Annotated in this window: 19 protein-coding genes and 1 tRNA gene; 10 read left to right on the forward strand and 10 right to left on the reverse strand. The window is 51.3% G+C overall.

Features of this window, described 5'->3' with window-relative positions; all coding sequences use genetic code 11:
- The first annotated feature begins 242 nt into the window (after positions 1 to 242).
- The 3 genes from MWU51_RS09350 (at position 243) to MWU51_RS09360 (ending at position 2,129) form a co-directional block, all read left to right on the forward strand.
- Entirely contained in the window at positions 243 to 1,469 is a 1,227-nt protein-coding gene (locus MWU51_RS09350; protein WP_247036655.1) for a site-specific integrase, read from the forward strand.
- Positions 1,466 to 1,771, forward strand: coding sequence for a helix-turn-helix domain-containing protein (locus tag MWU51_RS09355; RefSeq protein ID WP_247036657.1), 306 nt, complete (start codon positions 1,466 to 1,468; stop codon positions 1,769 to 1,771). The genes MWU51_RS09350 and MWU51_RS09355 overlap by 4 nt, the downstream gene beginning before the upstream one ends.
- Before the next feature lie 178 nt (positions 1,772 to 1,949).
- Complete coding sequence (locus tag MWU51_RS09360; RefSeq protein ID WP_247036659.1) at positions 1,950 to 2,129, forward strand: hypothetical protein; 180 nt, start codon at positions 1,950 to 1,952, stop codon at positions 2,127 to 2,129.
- Between the two features lie 156 nt (positions 2,130 to 2,285).
- Here MWU51_RS09360 and MWU51_RS09365 read toward each other — a convergent pair whose 3' ends face one another.
- A complete protein-coding gene (locus MWU51_RS09365) occupies positions 2,286 to 2,912 on the reverse strand; it encodes a hypothetical protein (RefSeq protein WP_247036661.1) in 627 nt (208 codons plus the stop codon).
- A 142-nt stretch (positions 2,913 to 3,054) separates the two neighbouring features.
- Here MWU51_RS09365 and MWU51_RS09370 point away from each other — a divergent pair, with 142 nt between their 5' ends.
- The 5 genes from MWU51_RS09370 (at position 3,055) to MWU51_RS09390 (ending at position 7,641) form a co-directional block, all read left to right on the forward strand.
- Positions 3,055 to 3,354 (forward strand): hypothetical protein, encoded by a 300-nt coding sequence (locus tag MWU51_RS09370; RefSeq protein WP_247036663.1) that lies wholly within the window; start codon positions 3,055 to 3,057, stop codon positions 3,352 to 3,354.
- A gap of 275 nt (positions 3,355 to 3,629) precedes the next feature.
- Positions 3,630 to 4,756 (forward strand): IS3 family transposase gene (locus MWU51_RS09375; RefSeq protein ID WP_247036664.1). Its coding sequence is split into 2 segments (ribosomal slippage): positions 3,630 to 3,894 and positions 3,894 to 4,756, totalling 1,128 coding nucleotides; the frame shifts between segments, so codons are not numbered across the junction.
- 21 nt (positions 4,757 to 4,777) lie between these two features.
- Entirely contained in the window at positions 4,778 to 5,092 is a 315-nt protein-coding gene (locus MWU51_RS09380; protein WP_247036666.1) for a hypothetical protein, read from the forward strand.
- Between the two features lie 527 nt (positions 5,093 to 5,619).
- A complete protein-coding gene (locus MWU51_RS09385; protein ID WP_247036668.1) occupies positions 5,620 to 6,291 on the forward strand; it encodes a recombinase family protein in 672 nt (223 codons plus the stop codon).
- The gene (locus MWU51_RS09390) at positions 6,292 to 7,641 is read left to right on the forward strand and encodes a hypothetical protein (protein WP_247036670.1); all 1,350 of its coding nucleotides are present in this window, start codon (positions 6,292 to 6,294) and stop codon (positions 7,639 to 7,641) included. It begins immediately after the preceding gene.
- Between the two features lie 7 nt (positions 7,642 to 7,648).
- Here the strand turns inward: MWU51_RS09390 and MWU51_RS09395 are convergent, their stop codons facing one another.
- From MWU51_RS09395 to MWU51_RS09415, 5 genes are all read right to left on the reverse strand, one after another.
- Positions 7,649 to 8,230: a hypothetical protein gene (locus tag MWU51_RS09395; RefSeq protein ID WP_247036672.1), complete on the reverse strand. Its 582-nt coding sequence runs from the start codon at positions 8,228 to 8,230 to the stop codon at positions 7,649 to 7,651.
- A gap of 9 nt (positions 8,231 to 8,239) precedes the next feature.
- A complete protein-coding gene (locus MWU51_RS09400) occupies positions 8,240 to 8,578 on the reverse strand; it encodes a hypothetical protein (RefSeq protein ID WP_247036673.1) in 339 nt (112 codons plus the stop codon).
- Positions 8,568 to 10,046, reverse strand: a complete 1,479-nt coding sequence (locus MWU51_RS09405; protein ID WP_247036675.1) for a hypothetical protein — start codon at positions 10,044 to 10,046, stop codon at positions 8,568 to 8,570. Before MWU51_RS09405 ends, MWU51_RS09400 begins: the two co-directional genes overlap by 11 nt.
- Before the next feature lie 189 nt (positions 10,047 to 10,235).
- Positions 10,236 to 10,311 (reverse strand) — tRNA-Thr (locus MWU51_RS09410).
- Between the two features lie 47 nt (positions 10,312 to 10,358).
- On the reverse strand, positions 10,359 to 12,020 hold the full coding sequence (locus tag MWU51_RS09415) for an iron ABC transporter permease (RefSeq protein WP_247036677.1): 1,662 nt from the start codon (positions 12,018 to 12,020) through the stop codon (positions 10,359 to 10,361).
- A gap of 89 nt (positions 12,021 to 12,109) precedes the next feature.
- Here MWU51_RS09415 and MWU51_RS09420 point away from each other — a divergent pair, with 89 nt between their 5' ends.
- Positions 12,110 to 12,985 (forward strand): hypothetical protein, encoded by an 876-nt coding sequence (locus MWU51_RS09420; RefSeq protein ID WP_247036679.1) that lies wholly within the window; start codon positions 12,110 to 12,112, stop codon positions 12,983 to 12,985.
- 49 nt (positions 12,986 to 13,034) lie between these two features.
- Here MWU51_RS09420 and MWU51_RS09425 read toward each other — a convergent pair whose 3' ends face one another.
- On the reverse strand, positions 13,035 to 13,292 hold the full coding sequence (locus tag MWU51_RS09425) for a DUF2312 domain-containing protein (protein WP_247036681.1): 258 nt from the start codon (positions 13,290 to 13,292) through the stop codon (positions 13,035 to 13,037).
- A gap of 154 nt (positions 13,293 to 13,446) precedes the next feature.
- On the opposite strand from MWU51_RS09425, the gene MWU51_RS09430 reads away from it, so the two are divergent.
- A complete protein-coding gene (locus MWU51_RS09430) occupies positions 13,447 to 13,662 on the forward strand; it encodes a hypothetical protein (RefSeq protein ID WP_247036682.1) in 216 nt (71 codons plus the stop codon).
- Positions 13,663 to 13,689: 27 nt separating this feature from the next.
- On the opposite strand, the gene MWU51_RS09435 is transcribed toward MWU51_RS09430, so the two are convergent.
- The 3 genes from MWU51_RS09435 to MWU51_RS09445 all read right to left on the reverse strand — a co-directional run bounded on the left by MWU51_RS09435 (position 13,690) and on the right by MWU51_RS09445 (position 16,553).
- On the reverse strand, positions 13,690 to 15,783 hold the full coding sequence (locus MWU51_RS09435) for a 3-hydroxyacyl-CoA dehydrogenase NAD-binding domain-containing protein (protein WP_247036684.1): 2,094 nt from the start codon (positions 15,781 to 15,783) through the stop codon (positions 13,690 to 13,692).
- Positions 15,784 to 15,948: 165 nt separating this feature from the next.
- Positions 15,949 to 16,161 carry a hypothetical protein gene (locus MWU51_RS09440; RefSeq protein WP_091432520.1) on the reverse strand — a complete coding sequence of 71 codons (213 nt, stop codon included), beginning with the start codon at positions 16,159 to 16,161 and terminating at the stop codon, positions 15,949 to 15,951.
- A 65-nt stretch (positions 16,162 to 16,226) separates the two neighbouring features.
- Positions 16,227 to 16,553: a TraR/DksA C4-type zinc finger protein gene (locus tag MWU51_RS09445; protein WP_247036686.1), complete on the reverse strand. Its 327-nt coding sequence runs from the start codon at positions 16,551 to 16,553 to the stop codon at positions 16,227 to 16,229.
- Positions 16,554 to 16,623: the final 70 nt, after the last annotated feature.

The following is a 16,623-nucleotide window of genomic DNA, read 5'->3' on the forward strand; positions in this document are numbered from 1 at the left end:
CAGACTTTCCACTAACAACATGAAAACAAAGGTATCTATAAGGATAAATGGTGCCCCCACACGGACTCGAACCGCGGACCTACTGATTACAAATTATTGTCAATCACCTTCCCGACATTTACCGATATACCATCAAACAATTGAGTTATTTACCGTTTTCTATCTGTACTTACCGAACGGATCTATGGTATTTACCGCCATTTCCCAATTTTCTGCGTCCTATTTGCGTCCTAGAGTTTGCCATGCCAATAAAGAAAAGAAAGGCCTATCGCCCACGCAATGAAAGGTTACGTCTGTCAAAGGCTCTCATTGATCGGATGGCCCCTGGCAGCAAAGACTATTTCGTCAAAGATAGTGAAATCACTCAACTCCATCTTAAAGTCACTCCGGCTGGCAACAAGTCGTTCCTCGTAAGGTACCGCAATGAGGCCGGACAAGAACGCAAATACAAGCTGGGCGGCTACCCTACCCTAAACGTCGCAAAAGCGCGGAAACAGGCCTCGGAAGTGCTTCTAGCGGCAACCTTAGGTGACGACCCCGCTGAGTCGCGTTCTGCGCTAAGGCAAGGAGAAACGATTGCCCAATACGGTGAGCGTTTCTTGACAGAATTTGCGGAACTGCATCTGCGGCCAAGTACGATCTACAACTACCAGCTAATTTTGCGAAATACGATCACGCCGATATTTGGAGCAAAGAAGCTCTCAGCCCTCACAAAACCGGATGTGCTAAACCTGCAAAAATCGCTCCAGAACACCCCCTACCAAGCCAATCGGGTGATCGGCTTCCTGCGGCGACTTTACCACTACGCAGAAGCTCAAGGGGACCTAGCTGCAGATAGTAATCCAACGAAACATGTGCGTGCTTACAAGGAACACAGGCGAGAAACCCTGCTTTCAGAAGATGAGATGGAACAGATCGGTCATTCGATTGACGTACTTAGGAAGCAAAACCCCACTTCAGGCTCGGCATACGACGCGATCATCTTCCTGTTTCTAACAGGATGTCGAACAAGCGAAGCTTTAAGACTAAAGTGGGAAGATGTCGACTTTGCGCGTGATGTTCTCACCTTCAGAAACGCAAAGAGTGGAACCCGAACCCACTACATCAATCCAGAACTCAAGGGCTTTCTAAGCGGCTTACCAAGCTTCAACCGTTCAGAATGGGTTTTTCCGGGGCGGAACAATACCACTCACCGCGTAGATCTAAAGAAACCATGGGCGGCAATCAAAGAACATGCTGGTCTTTCAGGTGTCCGCCTGCATGACATTCGGCACACGGTGCTCACTGACGTAGCAGCCATCAGCGACATTCAAACCGCAGCAATGGTAGGTGGACATAAGAGCATACGTTCTACAATGCGCTATATTCATGGAAGATCCGAAGTAACACGAGAAGTTATGAGGCAAGCAGCGAGCGCCAAAGGCGCTTTGCTACTCAGCAACAACAAAACTGAGGGCGAAAGTGAATGAAGCCAATTCGAAGAACCAAACGCCCACCTCGCCGCATAAAAGTCGCGGGGAAATGGATCGGGGGGCATGATACGTCTCGTGAAGATGAGAACAAAACAACTAGTTCTGCTCCAGCAAAGCGGCCATCAATCATTACTTCCGGCAACCTTTACAACGAAGTGGCCGCTGCGGATTATTTGGGCCTCGCCGTCAGCACCCTCCAGAACCGGCGCTCATTGGGAGAACAACCCGCATACATAAAACGAGGAAGGCGAGTATTTTATCGGCTTGAAGACTTGGAAAAGTTCGCAAACGATAACTGAGCAACCAAATTTCAAACCACCCACTAGAATTGAAATACCAGTTGAAGAAAGATTTCAGAGAACTTCCCGATGAGTACCAATCGAATAATCGACGACGCAACATCTACAAATGCAGTCTTTAAGACACCCAGATCGCAATGGAGGGCTGCCATCCGCAAGCGTTGTTGGGGCTGCCAGTATGGAAGCAGGGGGAGAGCGTGATCTGGACATTCGGTACAATGACAAAATGCGGATTGCGGATGTAGATGCTTTGGAAGGCTCAAAGCCTAAGAGCGTTAAGAGAACGCGCAAGAAGGCCACGATTGATCCAGCTGCTCCTGCGGGTGATACCGAGGCGAAAAAGGTCGATGATACGTGAAAGTAGAGCAGGCATGGATTTGACTAAGACTAGTCTGAACTGCCTGGTGCGGAAATACAGAGCACCTTTCCGGCTATTCGCGCAAAAGCTTGACAGGTCGGCAGGTGAACGTTGGCGTCTAATATGAGGAAGAGAGGCTAATCCAACACCTGAAAGCTATTCAGGTACAGTTGTCTCATCATAATCAGAGGAGCAGCCGCCACCAAGGCATCGCGTATCCATCCCCTCAAACACGGTACCCACTTCGCTGCCGCCCTCACTTGTTGCACTACCTAGTGCGCCAATTGAAGCCACACCCGTCCGTCGTATCGTATTCGTAGCATAATCGGTAATCTCTTGAGACAGCGTGTGTGTCTGGCGAAACTCATTCAGTACAATCGCCCACTCACCTTCAGCAGGATGCCGACAGATAATTTTAGAGCCTTGCCTCATTGCGAAGGAGTCTTTGCAAATTTTTGCCCTAGCAGTCCCTGAGATATTGCCGATCGAAAAGTATCCTAAGCGAGACATGTATTGCCCACACGGGTATTGCATAAGTTTAGGTGAGCACTGGCCACCACCGTCATCGTACCAAACAACCACAACATAGGTACTGCTAGAGCAGTCATTCTTCAGCGAGTCCAGTATGCCGTCACCGTTTCTATCAGAGAAGGAAACACAGGCGCTCGCTGGAGATGATGTCATAAGCAGACAGATTCCTAGCACTAAAGAAACATAAGGGCGTATTTTCATCGCCTCCTCCACTGCTACAAGAACTGAGTTCGGCAGAACGACGAAAGTCATGACATTTGACTCGTCGTACTAAAGCTCAGTTATAATAGCATAGTTGAGAGCTTGTATCTAATCAGCCCGCTCAAACCAAAAACTGCTTGGCATCGATCTTGGGGAATTTTTGTTCCAAAATGTGCACAGTGGAGGTCTTAGAATGAGATTTCTTGTCATGATTTCAATTTGGTTGATCGCTTTCAGCGAAGAGGCGTTGGCGGGCATCCACCGTACTCGATGTGCCGAACCCAGCAATGAAAACCAACCGATTGAATTTGTAATTGAAGTCATAAACAATTCGCAATTTCGTTTCACCGTTTCCCATATGGGAAACTTCTTTCAACTAAGAGTCGTTGCATGGAGAATAGATGGGTCGATTGAGCGTTTCTACGTTTCGCCTGGTCAGTCACGCAGTGGCATTTATTTGCTTAACAATCCAATCACCAAAGTAACCTGTTAAGATAGCTATTAGGTGAGCGGGACCCCGACTTTGACATGAAAATATATCTGGATGAAATGTGGGGAGATATCTGACTTAGCGGTGTGGGCAGTCGGGTGCAGCTGCTCAACCGGAAGGCGGTTCACATAACATCCCATTCAGCGATTTTCACGATTTATTGCACTTGATCGCTTCTTGCTGGAGTAGTGCCCTTCCAATCAATAGCGGTCATCAATAAGGTGATCCTCCCCCACTGAAGTGGTCCGGCCCTATAGTTAGGAAACGGAGGATCGAACATGGGAATCAAGCGACACAAACCAGAAGAGATTGTCACGAAGTTACGGCAGGTTGAGGTGCTGTGTGGGCAGGGAATGCCGCGCGTCGATGCCATCCGACAGGTGCAGATAACCGAGCAGACATTCTATCGCTGGCGCAAGCAATATTGCGGCATGGGAACCGACCAACTTAAAGAGTTGAAGCGACTTCAGAAGGAGAATGACCGGCTGCGTCGAGCCGTGTCGGACCTGACGCTGGACAAGCTCATCCTTTCGGAAGCTGCCCGGGGAAACTACTGAGCCCTTCGCGTCGTCGTGCCTGTATCGATCATGTTCGCAGCCAGTTCAAGGTATCGGAGCGGCGAGCCTGTAGTGTCCTGGGACAGCACCGGTCCACACAACGTCGTTTGCCGGTTGGCCGTGCTGACGAGGAGCGTCTAGTGGCTGATATGATCGAACTGACCCGCCAGTATGGTCGGTATGGCTACCGCCGGATCGCAGCTTTGCTCAGAGACGCCGGATGGCTTGTGAACGACAAGCGTGTCGAACGTCTGTGGCGGCGTGAAGGGCTCAAAGTGCCAATGAAACAGCCGAAGAAAGGGAGGCTCTGGCTCAACGATGGCTCCTGCGTTCGTTTGCGACCGGAGTATCGCGATCACGTTTGGTCATACGACTTCGTGCATCACCGAACTGATGACGGGAAGGCATTCCGGACTCTGAACATCCTGGATGAGCACAGCCGAGAATGCCTAGCGATCCGAGTGAAGCGAAAGCTGAACTCGACCGAAGTTATAGACGCACTGACGGACCTGTTCATCCTGCGTGGCGTCCCGGCATACATCCGTTCAGACAATGGGCCGGAGTTCATTGCTCAGGCCGTTCGGGACTGGATCGCAGCTGTTGGCGCCAAGACCGCTTACATCGAGCCGGGATCTCCTTGGGAGAATGGATATTGTGAAAGCTTCAATGCCCGGTTCCGCGATGAACTGTTAAATGGCGAAGTCTTCTACAGCTTAAGGGAGGCACAAATCCTGATCGAAAAATGGAGGAAACACTACAACACGAAACGACCACACAGTGCCTTGGGCTACCGCCCACCGGCCCCGGAAACCATCGTCCCGATGGAACCCAGGCCAATAATGCACTAACATTCAAACTGGACCACTGAGGTGGGGCCGATCAACCCTGATTGGAACAAAAACAACGCCCACCCCACACTAACAACAAACAAGCTGGTGTTCCGTATCCAAGTTAAAGCTGATCGTTGGAAAGATGGGTTGTGTGTTGGATACATCAAAACCTACTTCGCTGGTGGTGTGACACTAAGAGTTCGCCCAGAAACACTCGTCCTCAACCCTATTGGCGAAGTGTTTACTTGGGCAACTTGGAACCCGAAGAACATGAATAACTACGTACTAGATCAGATCCGCGACACTATTCCCATCTGGGTGAAGATGGGAGGAAATCTGGAAATGCCAAAATAGGTACTGATTTTTTCTTACTGGACTACATATCAAACTAAGCACATTGACACTCGCTGTTAAAACTAAGGACAGTATTTGGTCAAAGAAGAAAACAACGGACCCATTTTTTCACTTCGCCAATCCGAGTAGCCCCCTCCATTTATCAAGTCCGAAATTTTCTAAGTTATCATCCAAACGGACATCACACATTTACAGCTCTGTTTTCCGACAATTTGCGTCACGATCACAACACGCCTTAGCATTGGAGACATAACGAAACCTCACACATTTCGACATAAATAGCTGAAAAGTTTTCATAATTTTCGAAAACCACCCACATCAACAGAGAGAAACAGATTTCTTGCAATCGATTGCATGGATACCATCGGCAAAACTCCGTAAAACTGGAGCACTTTTCGGTAAAACCTTGTCGCGAAGACACGGTGGAACCCCAAAATATCTAAATCGCCTCCAAAAACCTAAACACAGCCAGAAATGGTGACCAGATCTGTACACATAAAACCGACGTTACATGTGCAGAGGTCCAAATGGCGTTTATTTCCTACTATCGCGTTTCAACCAATCGTCAGGGCACTTCAGGCCTCGGTTTAGACGCCCAGCGCAGAGCAGCAGAACTGTTCGCGCAACAATCCGAAAGCCACATTAGTCAGGAGTTCATCGAAGTTGAAAGCGGTAAGCGGCGGGACCGCCCACAATTACATGCCGCAATCGAGGAATGTCGTAACAGCGGGTCGACATTGCTGATTGCCAAACTGGACAGGCTCGCTCGCAATGTCCATTTCATCTCGGGATTACTAGAAAGCAATGTGAAATTCATAGCTGTAGACATGCCCAGCGCAGACCGTTTCATGCTTCACGTATATGCTGCGATGGCCGAAGAAGAAGGGCGCAGAATAAGCGAGAGAACTAAAGCCGCGCTAAAGTCCGCAAAACTACGTGGGATCCCACTCGGGGAAAATGCAAAAGCTCTCCCAGACAAGAATGGCACCAGAGCCGCGCGGTTTGCCCGCGAAGTTGGACCCAGCATTGGAACGCTCAAGTCACAAGGGCTCTCAGTCCGAGAAATCGCGTCAATGTTCAATACCGACAAACTTCTTTCTTATCGCGGAGGGCAATGGCACAGTACAACTGTCCAGAGAGTTTGGACAAAATACATTTCTCTTACCAGCGGGTATACTAACACCCCCCCACGTCAATAAATGTCACATAGAAAAGATTTCTTACATAACTTCACAATTGATAAGCAAGTAACTCCCGAAAGAGCCTTAATCGACAGACTGCAGCTTTCGATAGGTGACTGGGGGTTATTTGGATCACCTGACCAAGTTTGTGAAACCGTAACCAATCTCCGAAACATTGAAATCGAAACGTCAGAGGGAGAGTGCATCCCACTATTCAAAGGTGATCCGTTTTTATCCCACCGCCAACGCCTGAATATCAGCTTTGCATCGGCAGCAGCCGACACAAAAAACACGGGTCTCTCGCCATTGATTTCTGGCAACCTCAGGTATTCTGCTCGCTATCGCCGCCCAGAAGAGCTGAGAGACGCCACATCCAGTTTCCAATTCAATACTACACTAAATCTAACGCGCTTCATCCAAGCGCAGAAATTCAGGCTAAGAACCCGAATTGACCGCCGCCCACGTTTGCTTACAGACATGGTATTGGCAATCGACCCTGATCCTACTTGGCATGCAAATGAAACCCCGTTGACTGCGGCAAGCAATTTGATCGTCGGACCTTGGCCCAAATACGCATACGCACAAAGTCGAAGTGCTCAGAAGCATCTTTCTCGCTATCTTCGGCTGGTGGATGGAGTCCTTCAACGATCATTCACCATGGCCACATCCGATGGCAGCCCAGCGCCTCGTCGAGCCGCATACTACTCACTTCAAGAAATCGAGGTGTATTGGGAGTACGATTGCGATGATCCAATTCAATTTGTAACTGCTTTGCTGCCCAAAATAAGAAGCATCGGGAGTGTGTTCTATGAAGGGAGCGTGGATACTAGCTATGCTCGTGAGGTCTCATCTGTCATTGAGCACCAAAGTCCCTCCATTAAGGCCCGTATAGCAAAAGGAGTTTGGCTACGTGTCTACGCAAAAACCAATCGGCGTGTTCGATTTGAAATACTGCTGGAGTCTAACATCATTGGGAAAATTTGCGGCGGTCAAACTGCTTCATCACGTCCCTTGTTTTGCTCCAAGGTTTCCCCGTTAATCGAATATGCTACAGACAAGCTGAATACTATCCTTCCCACCATCTTGCCATCGCTCGCACCTAACTCACATCATACAGCAATTTCATTGGTAACTGAGATTTGTAGTGCGTGTAATGCTACACATACAGCCCAAACAATCATCAGTTCATTAGTGTGTATGGGACGGATTGCATTGTACAATGGCTCTCATCTCAAGGAGCCGGTTCACAAACTGCGCGATTTGGGTGTTCTTCAAACCGTTATACCCAGAAGCAGAAACTATGTCGTGACGCCAAGATATGAAGAAGCATTAACTTCTCTAAGAGGACTGGGCAACAAATCCCAATAGGCCGAGATTACGCCTCGGCAAGCCTCGATATTTCGGCTTCAACACTAGCCCTTACCTTTTTTCGGAGAATCTCAAACTCTGCTTTCGCTTCAATCAAAGCCTTGCGACGATTGGCATCACTTTGAACAACATTGTTCGCGCAATCCATTTTGCCATAAATCTTATCTTGGCTGCTTGTGAACCCATCTTGCCAATTTGCACCACTAGCAAATTGGCTTCTGTTTGCGTCATCTAGCTTAGCTTCAAGAACATCTAGAGCCTCAATCCAAGCCTTATTCAATTCCTCTAGCTCTTCCTTTACCTCTGCAAGATTGGTACCGCTCACTGAAATCGCTTCAGATGTTCTCCCGAGGTCCGTACAAACTTCGAGTGCATGGTATACGGGATCTTTAACTTCACTACGAAATTCGTCGAGGCGAATACCCAGCGCGCGTACTTTCTTCGTCTGAGCGTTCGTATGTCGATAATTTAGGTAGTTGAATAGCAGGCCAAGAACGGAGACTCCCAATACGCCCCAAAGTCGCATATCATTTGGAAGCGCTGGTTTTGCCGCCTCTATCACGCTTACGGCTTGATTGGCATCAGTCATAAAGGTTCTTCAATATTTAAATGCGGCTCCGCCTCTAGCGGCTAAGCTTCTATCAATACCACGCAGAATTTGCTCCATAACCGAAGGGCTAGCTCTAAATTTATAGTGCTCCAAAAATGCATCCTTCGATTTAAACTGCTGCACACTTTTCGAAAACATGCCTTGAAAGAAGGATGTTGCTATAGCTTCAATAGTGTTGGGTACGACAACTTCAACACTGTCTTCCAGTGCATCAAATTCGTCCAATTTGAACTTCTTACGAGCCTCGACACCGCGCTCATGTCCGGAAATATTCCGAACACGGTCATTCGATAGTTCTTCGAAGTTGATTTCCATTTCATCCGTCATTGTCAAAAATCTTACTTAGGTAAGTAGGGTCCAGTGAGAAGCCGATGCTGATTGCAGTACCCGGCAGTTTGACACCCAAATCAAATACATAATTTGGATCAGGGGGCAACTTTGCCGAATTCTCGTTATTAAACCATTGCACGCGCGCTCCATACTCACCTTCCCGCGCAACGCCTCTATTATAGTTTTCTTTGAGTTGAATACAAGAACTACCGGAAATGATGGTTACCTCAGGTTTATCCGATCCATCCCCTGTGTACCCAAGCGTAGAAGCGAAATCCAAAATATCCATAAGTCCGAATCCGCCGCGATTGTCTCTGTCAGCTTCTCGTACACATGTTACACCGTCTTGAATTGCGGCAAGCGTTCGCAGAGTTTCATCTGATTGCTTGGCACCAGCGCCCCTGACATTCCGAATATAGTTTTCAATATCGTCTTGCTGATCTTTCAATGCTCTTTGCAGGCTCTCTGAGAATGAGTCTCCAACTGAAACAATTCCGATGCTAGCGCGATAGGACCACCCTTTTCCGTCGGCGCGTTTCCTCCGCGCAAGAAACCCGGATACGGACCATGAGCCGTCTCGCCTAATTCCATCAGAGTGCCTTTCGGCGTTCTCCAGAACTTCCCCTAGTAGGTTCATGAGTTTCTCTCGACCACTTTCAGAAAGCTCCAAACCAATTTCTGGCCGCCCGAGCCATTCATCCATTGCCTCACAAAACCTACTAGTCGCAATGTCACGCGTCGGAACATCAACATAAGGAGTTTTCGACATAGTGCTGCCAGCCTTACGTCGCCGCGAAAGCGGAAAAGCCCACACGTCTTCGAAGTCAGATACACCACCAAACCTGACATTCAGAGCATACTCAACTCCAATTGCAGCTAGTACTTTTTGCATAGGAAGGTCCATCTCACCACCTACAAAGATGGGAACCATTTCCTTCCAGCATTCAACGAGGATCATGAATGGGACGACATCGAGGCAGTATTCATCTTTGAAGTTCAGACGCACCCCCAAACAACGAGCCTCCGCCGCAGCAATCCTTCGGAGGCCATCTAGTGTCTCCTGCGGATTTTCAATAAAGCTGAATCCTTCAAAGTCAATTTGCACATCTTCTGTGCTTTCGTTGCGGTCAGGCAGCTTCTGCCAATAGCCCTTACTCAGTCGCTCAGGAAACAATCCGTCCAAAACAACGGAAGGACGCATTTCACGTGTTAGGAGCAATCGGTCCGTATCGGTAACCTTTGATTTCTCTGGGTTGTAGGTTTTGCCTTTTCTAAGGACATTACTTACAGCCCTCTTTACTGCTTGCTTTTCGCGCCCAGTCAGCCCGTCAACATTCCAGTCCTTTTCAAGACGTTGCCTTTTCTTTTTTAAGCTGGCCCGATCGGCAATTTCGCCTGAGGCATTCTTCTTAACACTCTGAGTCGAAAAGAGCCGAACCAGATCCGCTGCTGTAATGTTTTTCAATAATGCCTCTTACAAAAAACCTGAATGCAACAATAGCGCGATTCTTCAATTCAAAGGTGTATAACACTTTGATAGTTAGTTGCTTTTCGATTTTCCACTATAATTTGTGCAATTCAAGTTGCGGCACGTCCTATTTGCGCCCTAGCAATCGATTGCAAGCACCAATGTTCACGTAAGTCATTGAAAAGATGGTGCCCCCACACGGACTCGAACCGCGGACCTACTGATTACAAATCAGTTGCTCTACCAGCTGAGCTATAGGGGCACTGCTGCGCATTTAAGGGGTTCTGCAGCAGGGTTCAAGTAAAAGGTTCAGGAGCGGCTTGCACGCGCCATCAGGGCGACAGCGCCCAGGCCTACGGTTATGACCATCAGGGCTGGGGGCGCAGCTTGACCGAGTTGTTCAAGCGATGCCTGTTCGTAGACCCGCGTGGCAAGAGTACCATAGTTGAAGGGGCGCAAAAGCAAGGTTGCTGGCAGCTCTTTAACGCTGTCGACAAAAACCAACAGCAAGGCAGTGCCAACCGAACTTTTGATCAGAGGGACATAGACCTCGGACAACGCGCCACGTGCTGAACGACCCAGTGATCGTGCAGCCATAGGCAAGTTGGGTGAAACCCGTCCGATTGCCGCGTCTGCCGCCCCCTGCGCGATGGCAAAGAAACGCACGCAATAGGCATATACCACAGCGAAGGCAGTTCCGGTCATCATCAGGCCAGGATCCCACCCAGTCACCGCCAGCACTCCATCAGCAAGAAAATTGTCTGTGGCCGCCATCGGGATCAGAATGCCGATGCCCAGCACCGCACCAGGGGCAGCGTAGCCTATTGTCGTCAGCGGCATCAGCTTGCGTGGTAACGAATGTCCTGACATCCGCACGCCATAGACCAGAAACAGCGCTGTTGTGACAGTCACAACCGCTGCGATGCTTCCCACCGTTAAAGTATGCCACAATGCTGATAACAACCCGTTTGACAGCCAGTATTCTGGTTTTGAAATCGCGTGCACCAGCAACACGCCAACCGGTAAAACAAACCCGATGACAAAGGGGATGGCGCAGGCGATCAACGCCAGAATGCCGGGCACAAGTCCCAGCGAGCGCGCCTCGACCGGGCGGCTTTGACGGGACATCCGATAAAAGCGGCTTCGGGACCGGCTGATTTTCTCAAGTGCCGCCAGAAGGAAAACGAACACAAGGATCACCATTGCGATCTGTGCCGCCCCTCCGGCGTTGTGGCTTTCCAACCAAACCGTGAAGATGCCTGTGGTCAGGGTCTGCACAGCAAAGTAATCAACGACGCCGAAATCTGACACGGTTTCCATCATTACGATGGCAACCCCTGCAGCAATGGCCGGGCGTGCCAAGGGCATCCCCACCCGCCAAAACCGCGCAAACGGCCCTGCGCCCAAAGCGCGCGCGACCTCGTACGCGTCGCCGGATTGCTCGCGAAATGCCGCACGCGCAAGCAGGAATACATAGGGGTTCAGGGCAGCAGCCAGAACCAGAACGGCTGAGCCGCGCGACCGTATCTGCGGAAACCAGTAATCCGCTGCACTTTCCCATCCGAACAGGGCGCGCAGCCCCGTTTGCACAGGACCGGCATATTCCAGAAAATCAACAAGCGCATAGGCGCCGACATAAGCAGGAATTGCCAGTGGCGTGAGTAACAGCCATTCAAGCCAGCGTGCACCGGGAAACCGGTACATGGTGATCAGCCACGCGGACCCGGTGCCGACGGCCGCCGACAAAAATCCAACGGAAAGACACAGCAGCAGCGTGTTCGAAACATATCGGGGCAGCGTCGTGTTCAATAGATGCGGCCACGCGTTCTCGGCCGGGGTCATCGCCATCCAAATGATCGACAGGATGGGCAATAAAACGAGAAGTGCAATTGCAATTGCTCCGACGGACCAAAGGTCTGGCAAGCGCTTTGCAAGGCTTGGGGCCTCAATCTGAGTCTTTTGGTCAGTCATCAATTATCCGTTTAGCCTGAAACAGGTTTAACTGTCCAGAAATCCACCATATGTTTCGTGGGGTCGACTGCAAAAAAGGCCAGCTCTGAATGCAAATCTGTTTCCACCTTGGTGCCCACTGCACGGACGATGATCATCTGACGAAATCACTGCTGAAAAACAGCGGTAGGTTGGCGAAGCTGGGGGTTGCGGTTCCCGGTCCTGGTCGGTATCGCGGGTTGCTTGCTGACGCGTTGGTCAAACTGCAAGGCGCGCGCGCTGATGATGACACACAAGACATGCTGCTGGACACATTTGTTGACCGCACCGATGCCAAACGGTTGATTCTGGGGCACAAGAACTTCATGGGTGCCCCCCACCGGTCGATTGAGAATAACCAGCTTTATCATCTCGCAAAACGCAACACAGTTTGGATCCGCAATCTGTTTGCCAATCACGAGGTCAGCTTTTTCATCGGTCTGCGCAATCCCGCCACCTTTGTGCCTGCTATTCTGAACACGGTGCCCACACACGACCGCACGTCTCTTCTGTCCCAACTTGATCCGCGTGGTTTGCGATGGTCGGATATGCTGCTAACGATCCGTGAAGCCAATCCTGACACACCGATTACTGTCTGGTGTAACGAAGACACCCCCCTTCTGTGGCACGAGATCATGCAGGTAATCGCCGGCGTCAGTGACAACATACCTCTGGAAGGAGGTCTGGACATTCTCAGGCCGATTATGACGCATGACGGCTTCGACCGAATGGTGGACTATCTGGGCAAGACCGAGATCCCCAGCCCACAACAGCGCCAGCGCGTGATCGTCACATTTCTTGAAAAATACGCCATTCCCGATGCGGTCGAGGAAGAGATCGACCTTCCGGGCTGGACAGAGGCGATGATTGACGACCTGAGCGATGCCTATGATCGAGATCTTGACCAGATCGAACGGATCGAGGGCGTTACCCTTTTGCTGACTTAATAAAAACCCGCCAAAAGGGGCGGGTTTTCATCGTCGTCCAAGGTCGGGCTTACATTCCCAGGGCTTCTTTATACATCTCCAGCACCGCTTCTTCTTCGGCAATGTCGTCCTTGTCGCGTTTGCGCAGAGCGATAACCTTACGCATAACTTTGGTGTCATACCCACGCGCCTTGGCTTCAGCCATCACTTCTTTTTGCTGATCGGCAAGGTCTTTCTTTTCCATATCCAGCCGCTCAATCCGCTCTACGAATTGGCGTAGCTCGTTGGCGGTTACGCGATAGCTGTTATCGGCCTGATTGTCGTCCATGTGATCCTCTTCTTCGGGTTGCTCCTGACTAGCCCGTCGCCAAGCCCGCTTCAAGAGCGTCAGGCGCCGCAAAAATGTAGAACGGCAAGCCACCGCCGGGGTTGCGCCGATCCCCGCAGCGCGCTAGGCGATCCTCATCAAGTCGGAGGACGCCATGGATTGGCTTATCATTATCGGTGCAATCATGTCTCTGGTCGGACTGGCCGGGTTGCTGGCCAGTGCGTTCAAGGTCATGAAGGCCAAGCGAGAAAATCTGGACGACGCAGCCCTGCGCGCACGGGTTCAAAAGGCGATGACCCTGAACATGGGTGGGCTGGCTTTGTCTGTGATCGGGTTGATGTGCGTGATCCTGGGTGTTTCACTGTCCTGAAGCAGTCCGTTGCCACGACAACCGGCATCAATCGCCGTTCAGGTCACTGAAATGACGCCCGTTCTTGATCAACTCGTCGAACAGGGGTGACGGAGCCCAGAATTTCGGCTCTTCCGGTTGATAGGATTTCAACGCATTTCTCACGGACAATAGCCCACGAGTGTCTGCCGCCATCATTGGGCCACCGCGAAAACGCGGGAACCCATAGCCATAGAGCAAGACCACATCAATATCCGACGGTCTTAGAGCGACGCCTTCGTCCAACAGCCGCGCGCCTTCGTTCACCATGGCGTTCAGGCAGCGCTGCTGAATCTCATCCTTCGAAAAGACGCGCGGGGTGATGCCCTTCTTGCGCCGCTCATCGTCAATGATTGCCAGTGCATCATGGTTTTCCACCGGCCCAAGCCCGTGTCCATGCACATAATAACCCCGGCCCGACTTCTGACCAAACCACCCTTCTTCGCACATGCGGTCACCGACCGACACATAGCGGTCTTCGGGATCGCGCTTCGCGGCCAATCGTTTGCGGCGCGCCCACGATATATCAAGCCCCGCCATATCCAGCACCTGATACGGCCCGACCGGAAAACCATAGGCCCGCATAGCTGCGTCGATCTGCGCGGGACTTGCCCCGTCTTCCAGCATGAAATCTGCCGCCAACCGATAGGCCGCCAGAACTCGATTTCCTATAAACCCATCTGCGACACCAGCCCGCACCGGCACTTTTCTGAGCTTCTTTGCCAAAGCAAATCCGGTGGCGACCACATCGCGGTGCGTTTTTTCACCCACGACAACTTCAAGCAGCTTCATAATATGAGCGGGTGAAAAAAAGTGATACCCAACCACATCCTGAGGGCGCGAGATCGTCGCGGCTAATGAATCGATGTCCAAGTAGGACGTATTGGTTGCCAATATCGCACCGGGGCGCATGACCTTGTCGAGTTGCTGAAACACCTCACGCTTAACGGTTTCATCTTCAAACACCGCCTCAATCACAAGATCGACCGGGGACAGGTCATCCATATCAGTGGTGCCGTTCAGGCGCGCCATACGTTCATTTGCCGTGGCCTGATCAATGCGTCCTTTTCCCACGGACTTTTCATAGTTGTCCTGGATCTTATTCGCACCGCGCGCCAGCCCGTCATCATTCCGTTCAACCAAGGTGACAGGGAAGCCCGCATCCAGGCATGAGATCGCAATACCCACACCCATCGTGCCCGCACCGACAACGCCAATGGTCGACACGTCACGCAGCTTCGCCCCGTCCAGTTCTGGCACTTTCGCCGCCCGTCGCTCGGCAAAGAACGCGTGTCGCAATGCTGTTGCTTCAGCCCCCGTTTCGCAATCATCGAAACATTTCCGTTCCAATGCGATGCCGGCCTCGAAGGGCAACAAAAGGGCGGCTTCAACACAATCGACGATGCAACGGACCGACGGAACATAATTTCCGGCGACACGACTACGCCAAGATTTGATCGCTTCGGTAAATTGGACCGGAGCAGCGAAGCCTTCGGCTCGCTCGCGCGTGGGGCGCGTGGGTGTCTTCTGCGCGATCATGTTTTTGGCCGATGTCAGCGCTGCCCGATCAAGGTTCTTGTGAATCACCTTCTCAATCAAACCCATCTGGGCAGCACGTTCGGCGGTGATCGGTTTGCCGGTGATCATCAGGTCAAGTGCCCCGTTGGCACCCACGATGCGCGGCACACGCTGTGTCCCACCACCACCGGGAAGCACGCCCAGATTGACCTCGGGCAACCCCATGGTCGCACCTTCAAGTGCGATCCGATAGTGGCAGGCCAAAGCCAGTTCAAACCCACCACCCAGCGCATGTCCATGTATGGCCGCCAGCACTGGTTTGTTGCAGGCTTCGATCCTGGCGCATACTTCCGACAGGATGGGGGCTGCTCGGGGGCGCCCGAACTCACGCACATCGGCGCCCGCCGGGAAGGTTTTCCCCTCAGCAGACAGGACGATGGCCCCGACGCGGTCGTCTGCATCGGCGCGGTCAAACGCGTCCATCAAGCCTTGCCGGATCACCTGACTAAGCGCATTGACCGGAGGATTTGAAATCTTGATGAGAGCGACGCCGTCCACGACGTCATATTGAACCTGTGCAGTCATCTGCGCCTCCGTCCCTGCCTGGTTTCAGTCGCCAGATAATAGCGCCTTTTGTCAATGGTCTGGGAACGAAAACTGTCTATTTCCGACCGATTGGTCGGTAATGCTGTGCAAAGAACAACACATTGGTGGCACACGCATGCTTCGCCGGTTGTGTGCACGTTCCGGTCAAACCGGCATGTTGTCAAACAGGTCGTCGGCGTCATCATCCTCAAGGTCGGCTTCAAACTTCCGGAAATCCTCAGGCACCGGCTGGCCGGTTTTTTCCAACTCCGAAATCTTCTCGCGCAGCTGCTCTTGCAACACATGACGGTCTTCGGGACGCTTGGCAATTTCATCCAGGATCATACTGATCGAGGCTTTCAGCTCTTCAAATGCCATTTTCTCCTCCAAGTTTCGTGTTGATGTGTCTGGACCTTCACGCACTGCCTGCACTACAGAGTGCGTCAGGCATGTTTCGCGGCACAATCGCGGCAGAATGGAGTGTGCGGCACAACATCAAGGCGTTCCGGTGAAATCTCGGTGCCGCATGTCATACAGAAGCCAAACTCGCCCTCGTCAATGCGTGCGAGCGCCGCTTTAATCTTTACAAGTTCATCCTGCCCGGAAGTCCCCAAACCTTCAAGTACTTCGTCCTCTTCGCGCTCAACAGCCAGTTCTTCCCAGTCTTTTGAACTATGGCTTTCTAACTCTTCTTCGATCTCGTGAAGTCGTGCGTCCAGCTCTTTCTGGCGGGCCAACAACAGGCTTTGATACTTGTTCACATCAACCATGGCGTTTCTCCTTCTCGACTTGATATTGGAACCAAGCAAAGCAGGTTGCTTTGATGCAGGTCAAGCCAAC

It is taken from the genome of Aliiroseovarius sp. F47248L, from assembly GCF_023016085.1.
GTDB lineage: Bacteria > Pseudomonadota > Alphaproteobacteria > Rhodobacterales > Rhodobacteraceae > Aliiroseovarius.

Excerpts from the sequence above, each read along its gene's own strand:
- MWU51_RS09350 (WP_247036655.1), top strand. The coding sequence starts at position 243 with ATGCCAATAAAGAAAAGAAAGGCCTATCGCCCACGCAATGAAAGGTTA.
- MWU51_RS09355 (WP_247036657.1), top strand. The coding sequence starts at position 1,466 with ATGAAGCCAATTCGAAGAACCAAACGCCCACCTCGCCGCATAAAAGTC.
- MWU51_RS09360 (WP_247036659.1), top strand. The coding sequence starts at position 1,950 with ATGGAAGCAGGGGGAGAGCGTGATCTGGACATTCGGTACAATGACAAA.
- MWU51_RS09365 (WP_247036661.1), bottom strand. The coding sequence starts at position 2,912 with ATGACTTTCGTCGTTCTGCCGAACTCAGTTCTTGTAGCAGTGGAGGAG.
- MWU51_RS09370 (WP_247036663.1), top strand. The coding sequence starts at position 3,055 with ATGAGATTTCTTGTCATGATTTCAATTTGGTTGATCGCTTTCAGCGAA.
- MWU51_RS09385 (WP_247036668.1), top strand. The coding sequence starts at position 5,620 with ATGGCGTTTATTTCCTACTATCGCGTTTCAACCAATCGTCAGGGCACT.
- MWU51_RS09390 (WP_247036670.1), top strand. The coding sequence starts at position 6,292 with ATGTCACATAGAAAAGATTTCTTACATAACTTCACAATTGATAAGCAA.
- MWU51_RS09395 (WP_247036672.1), bottom strand. The coding sequence starts at position 8,230 with ATGACTGATGCCAATCAAGCCGTAAGCGTGATAGAGGCGGCAAAACCA.
- MWU51_RS09400 (WP_247036673.1), bottom strand. The coding sequence starts at position 8,578 with ATGACGGATGAAATGGAAATCAACTTCGAAGAACTATCGAATGACCGT.
- MWU51_RS09415 (WP_247036677.1), bottom strand. The coding sequence starts at position 12,020 with ATGACTGACCAAAAGACTCAGATTGAGGCCCCAAGCCTTGCAAAGCGC.
- MWU51_RS09420 (WP_247036679.1), top strand. The coding sequence starts at position 12,110 with ATGCAAATCTGTTTCCACCTTGGTGCCCACTGCACGGACGATGATCAT.
- MWU51_RS09425 (WP_247036681.1), bottom strand. The coding sequence starts at position 13,292 with ATGGACGACAATCAGGCCGATAACAGCTATCGCGTAACCGCCAACGAG.
- MWU51_RS09430 (WP_247036682.1), top strand. The coding sequence starts at position 13,447 with ATGGATTGGCTTATCATTATCGGTGCAATCATGTCTCTGGTCGGACTG.
- MWU51_RS09435 (WP_247036684.1), bottom strand. The coding sequence starts at position 15,783 with ATGACTGCACAGGTTCAATATGACGTCGTGGACGGCGTCGCTCTCATC.
- MWU51_RS09440 (WP_091432520.1), bottom strand. The coding sequence starts at position 16,161 with ATGGCATTTGAAGAGCTGAAAGCCTCGATCAGTATGATCCTGGATGAA.
- MWU51_RS09445 (WP_247036686.1), bottom strand. The coding sequence starts at position 16,553 with ATGGTTGATGTGAACAAGTATCAAAGCCTGTTGTTGGCCCGCCAGAAA.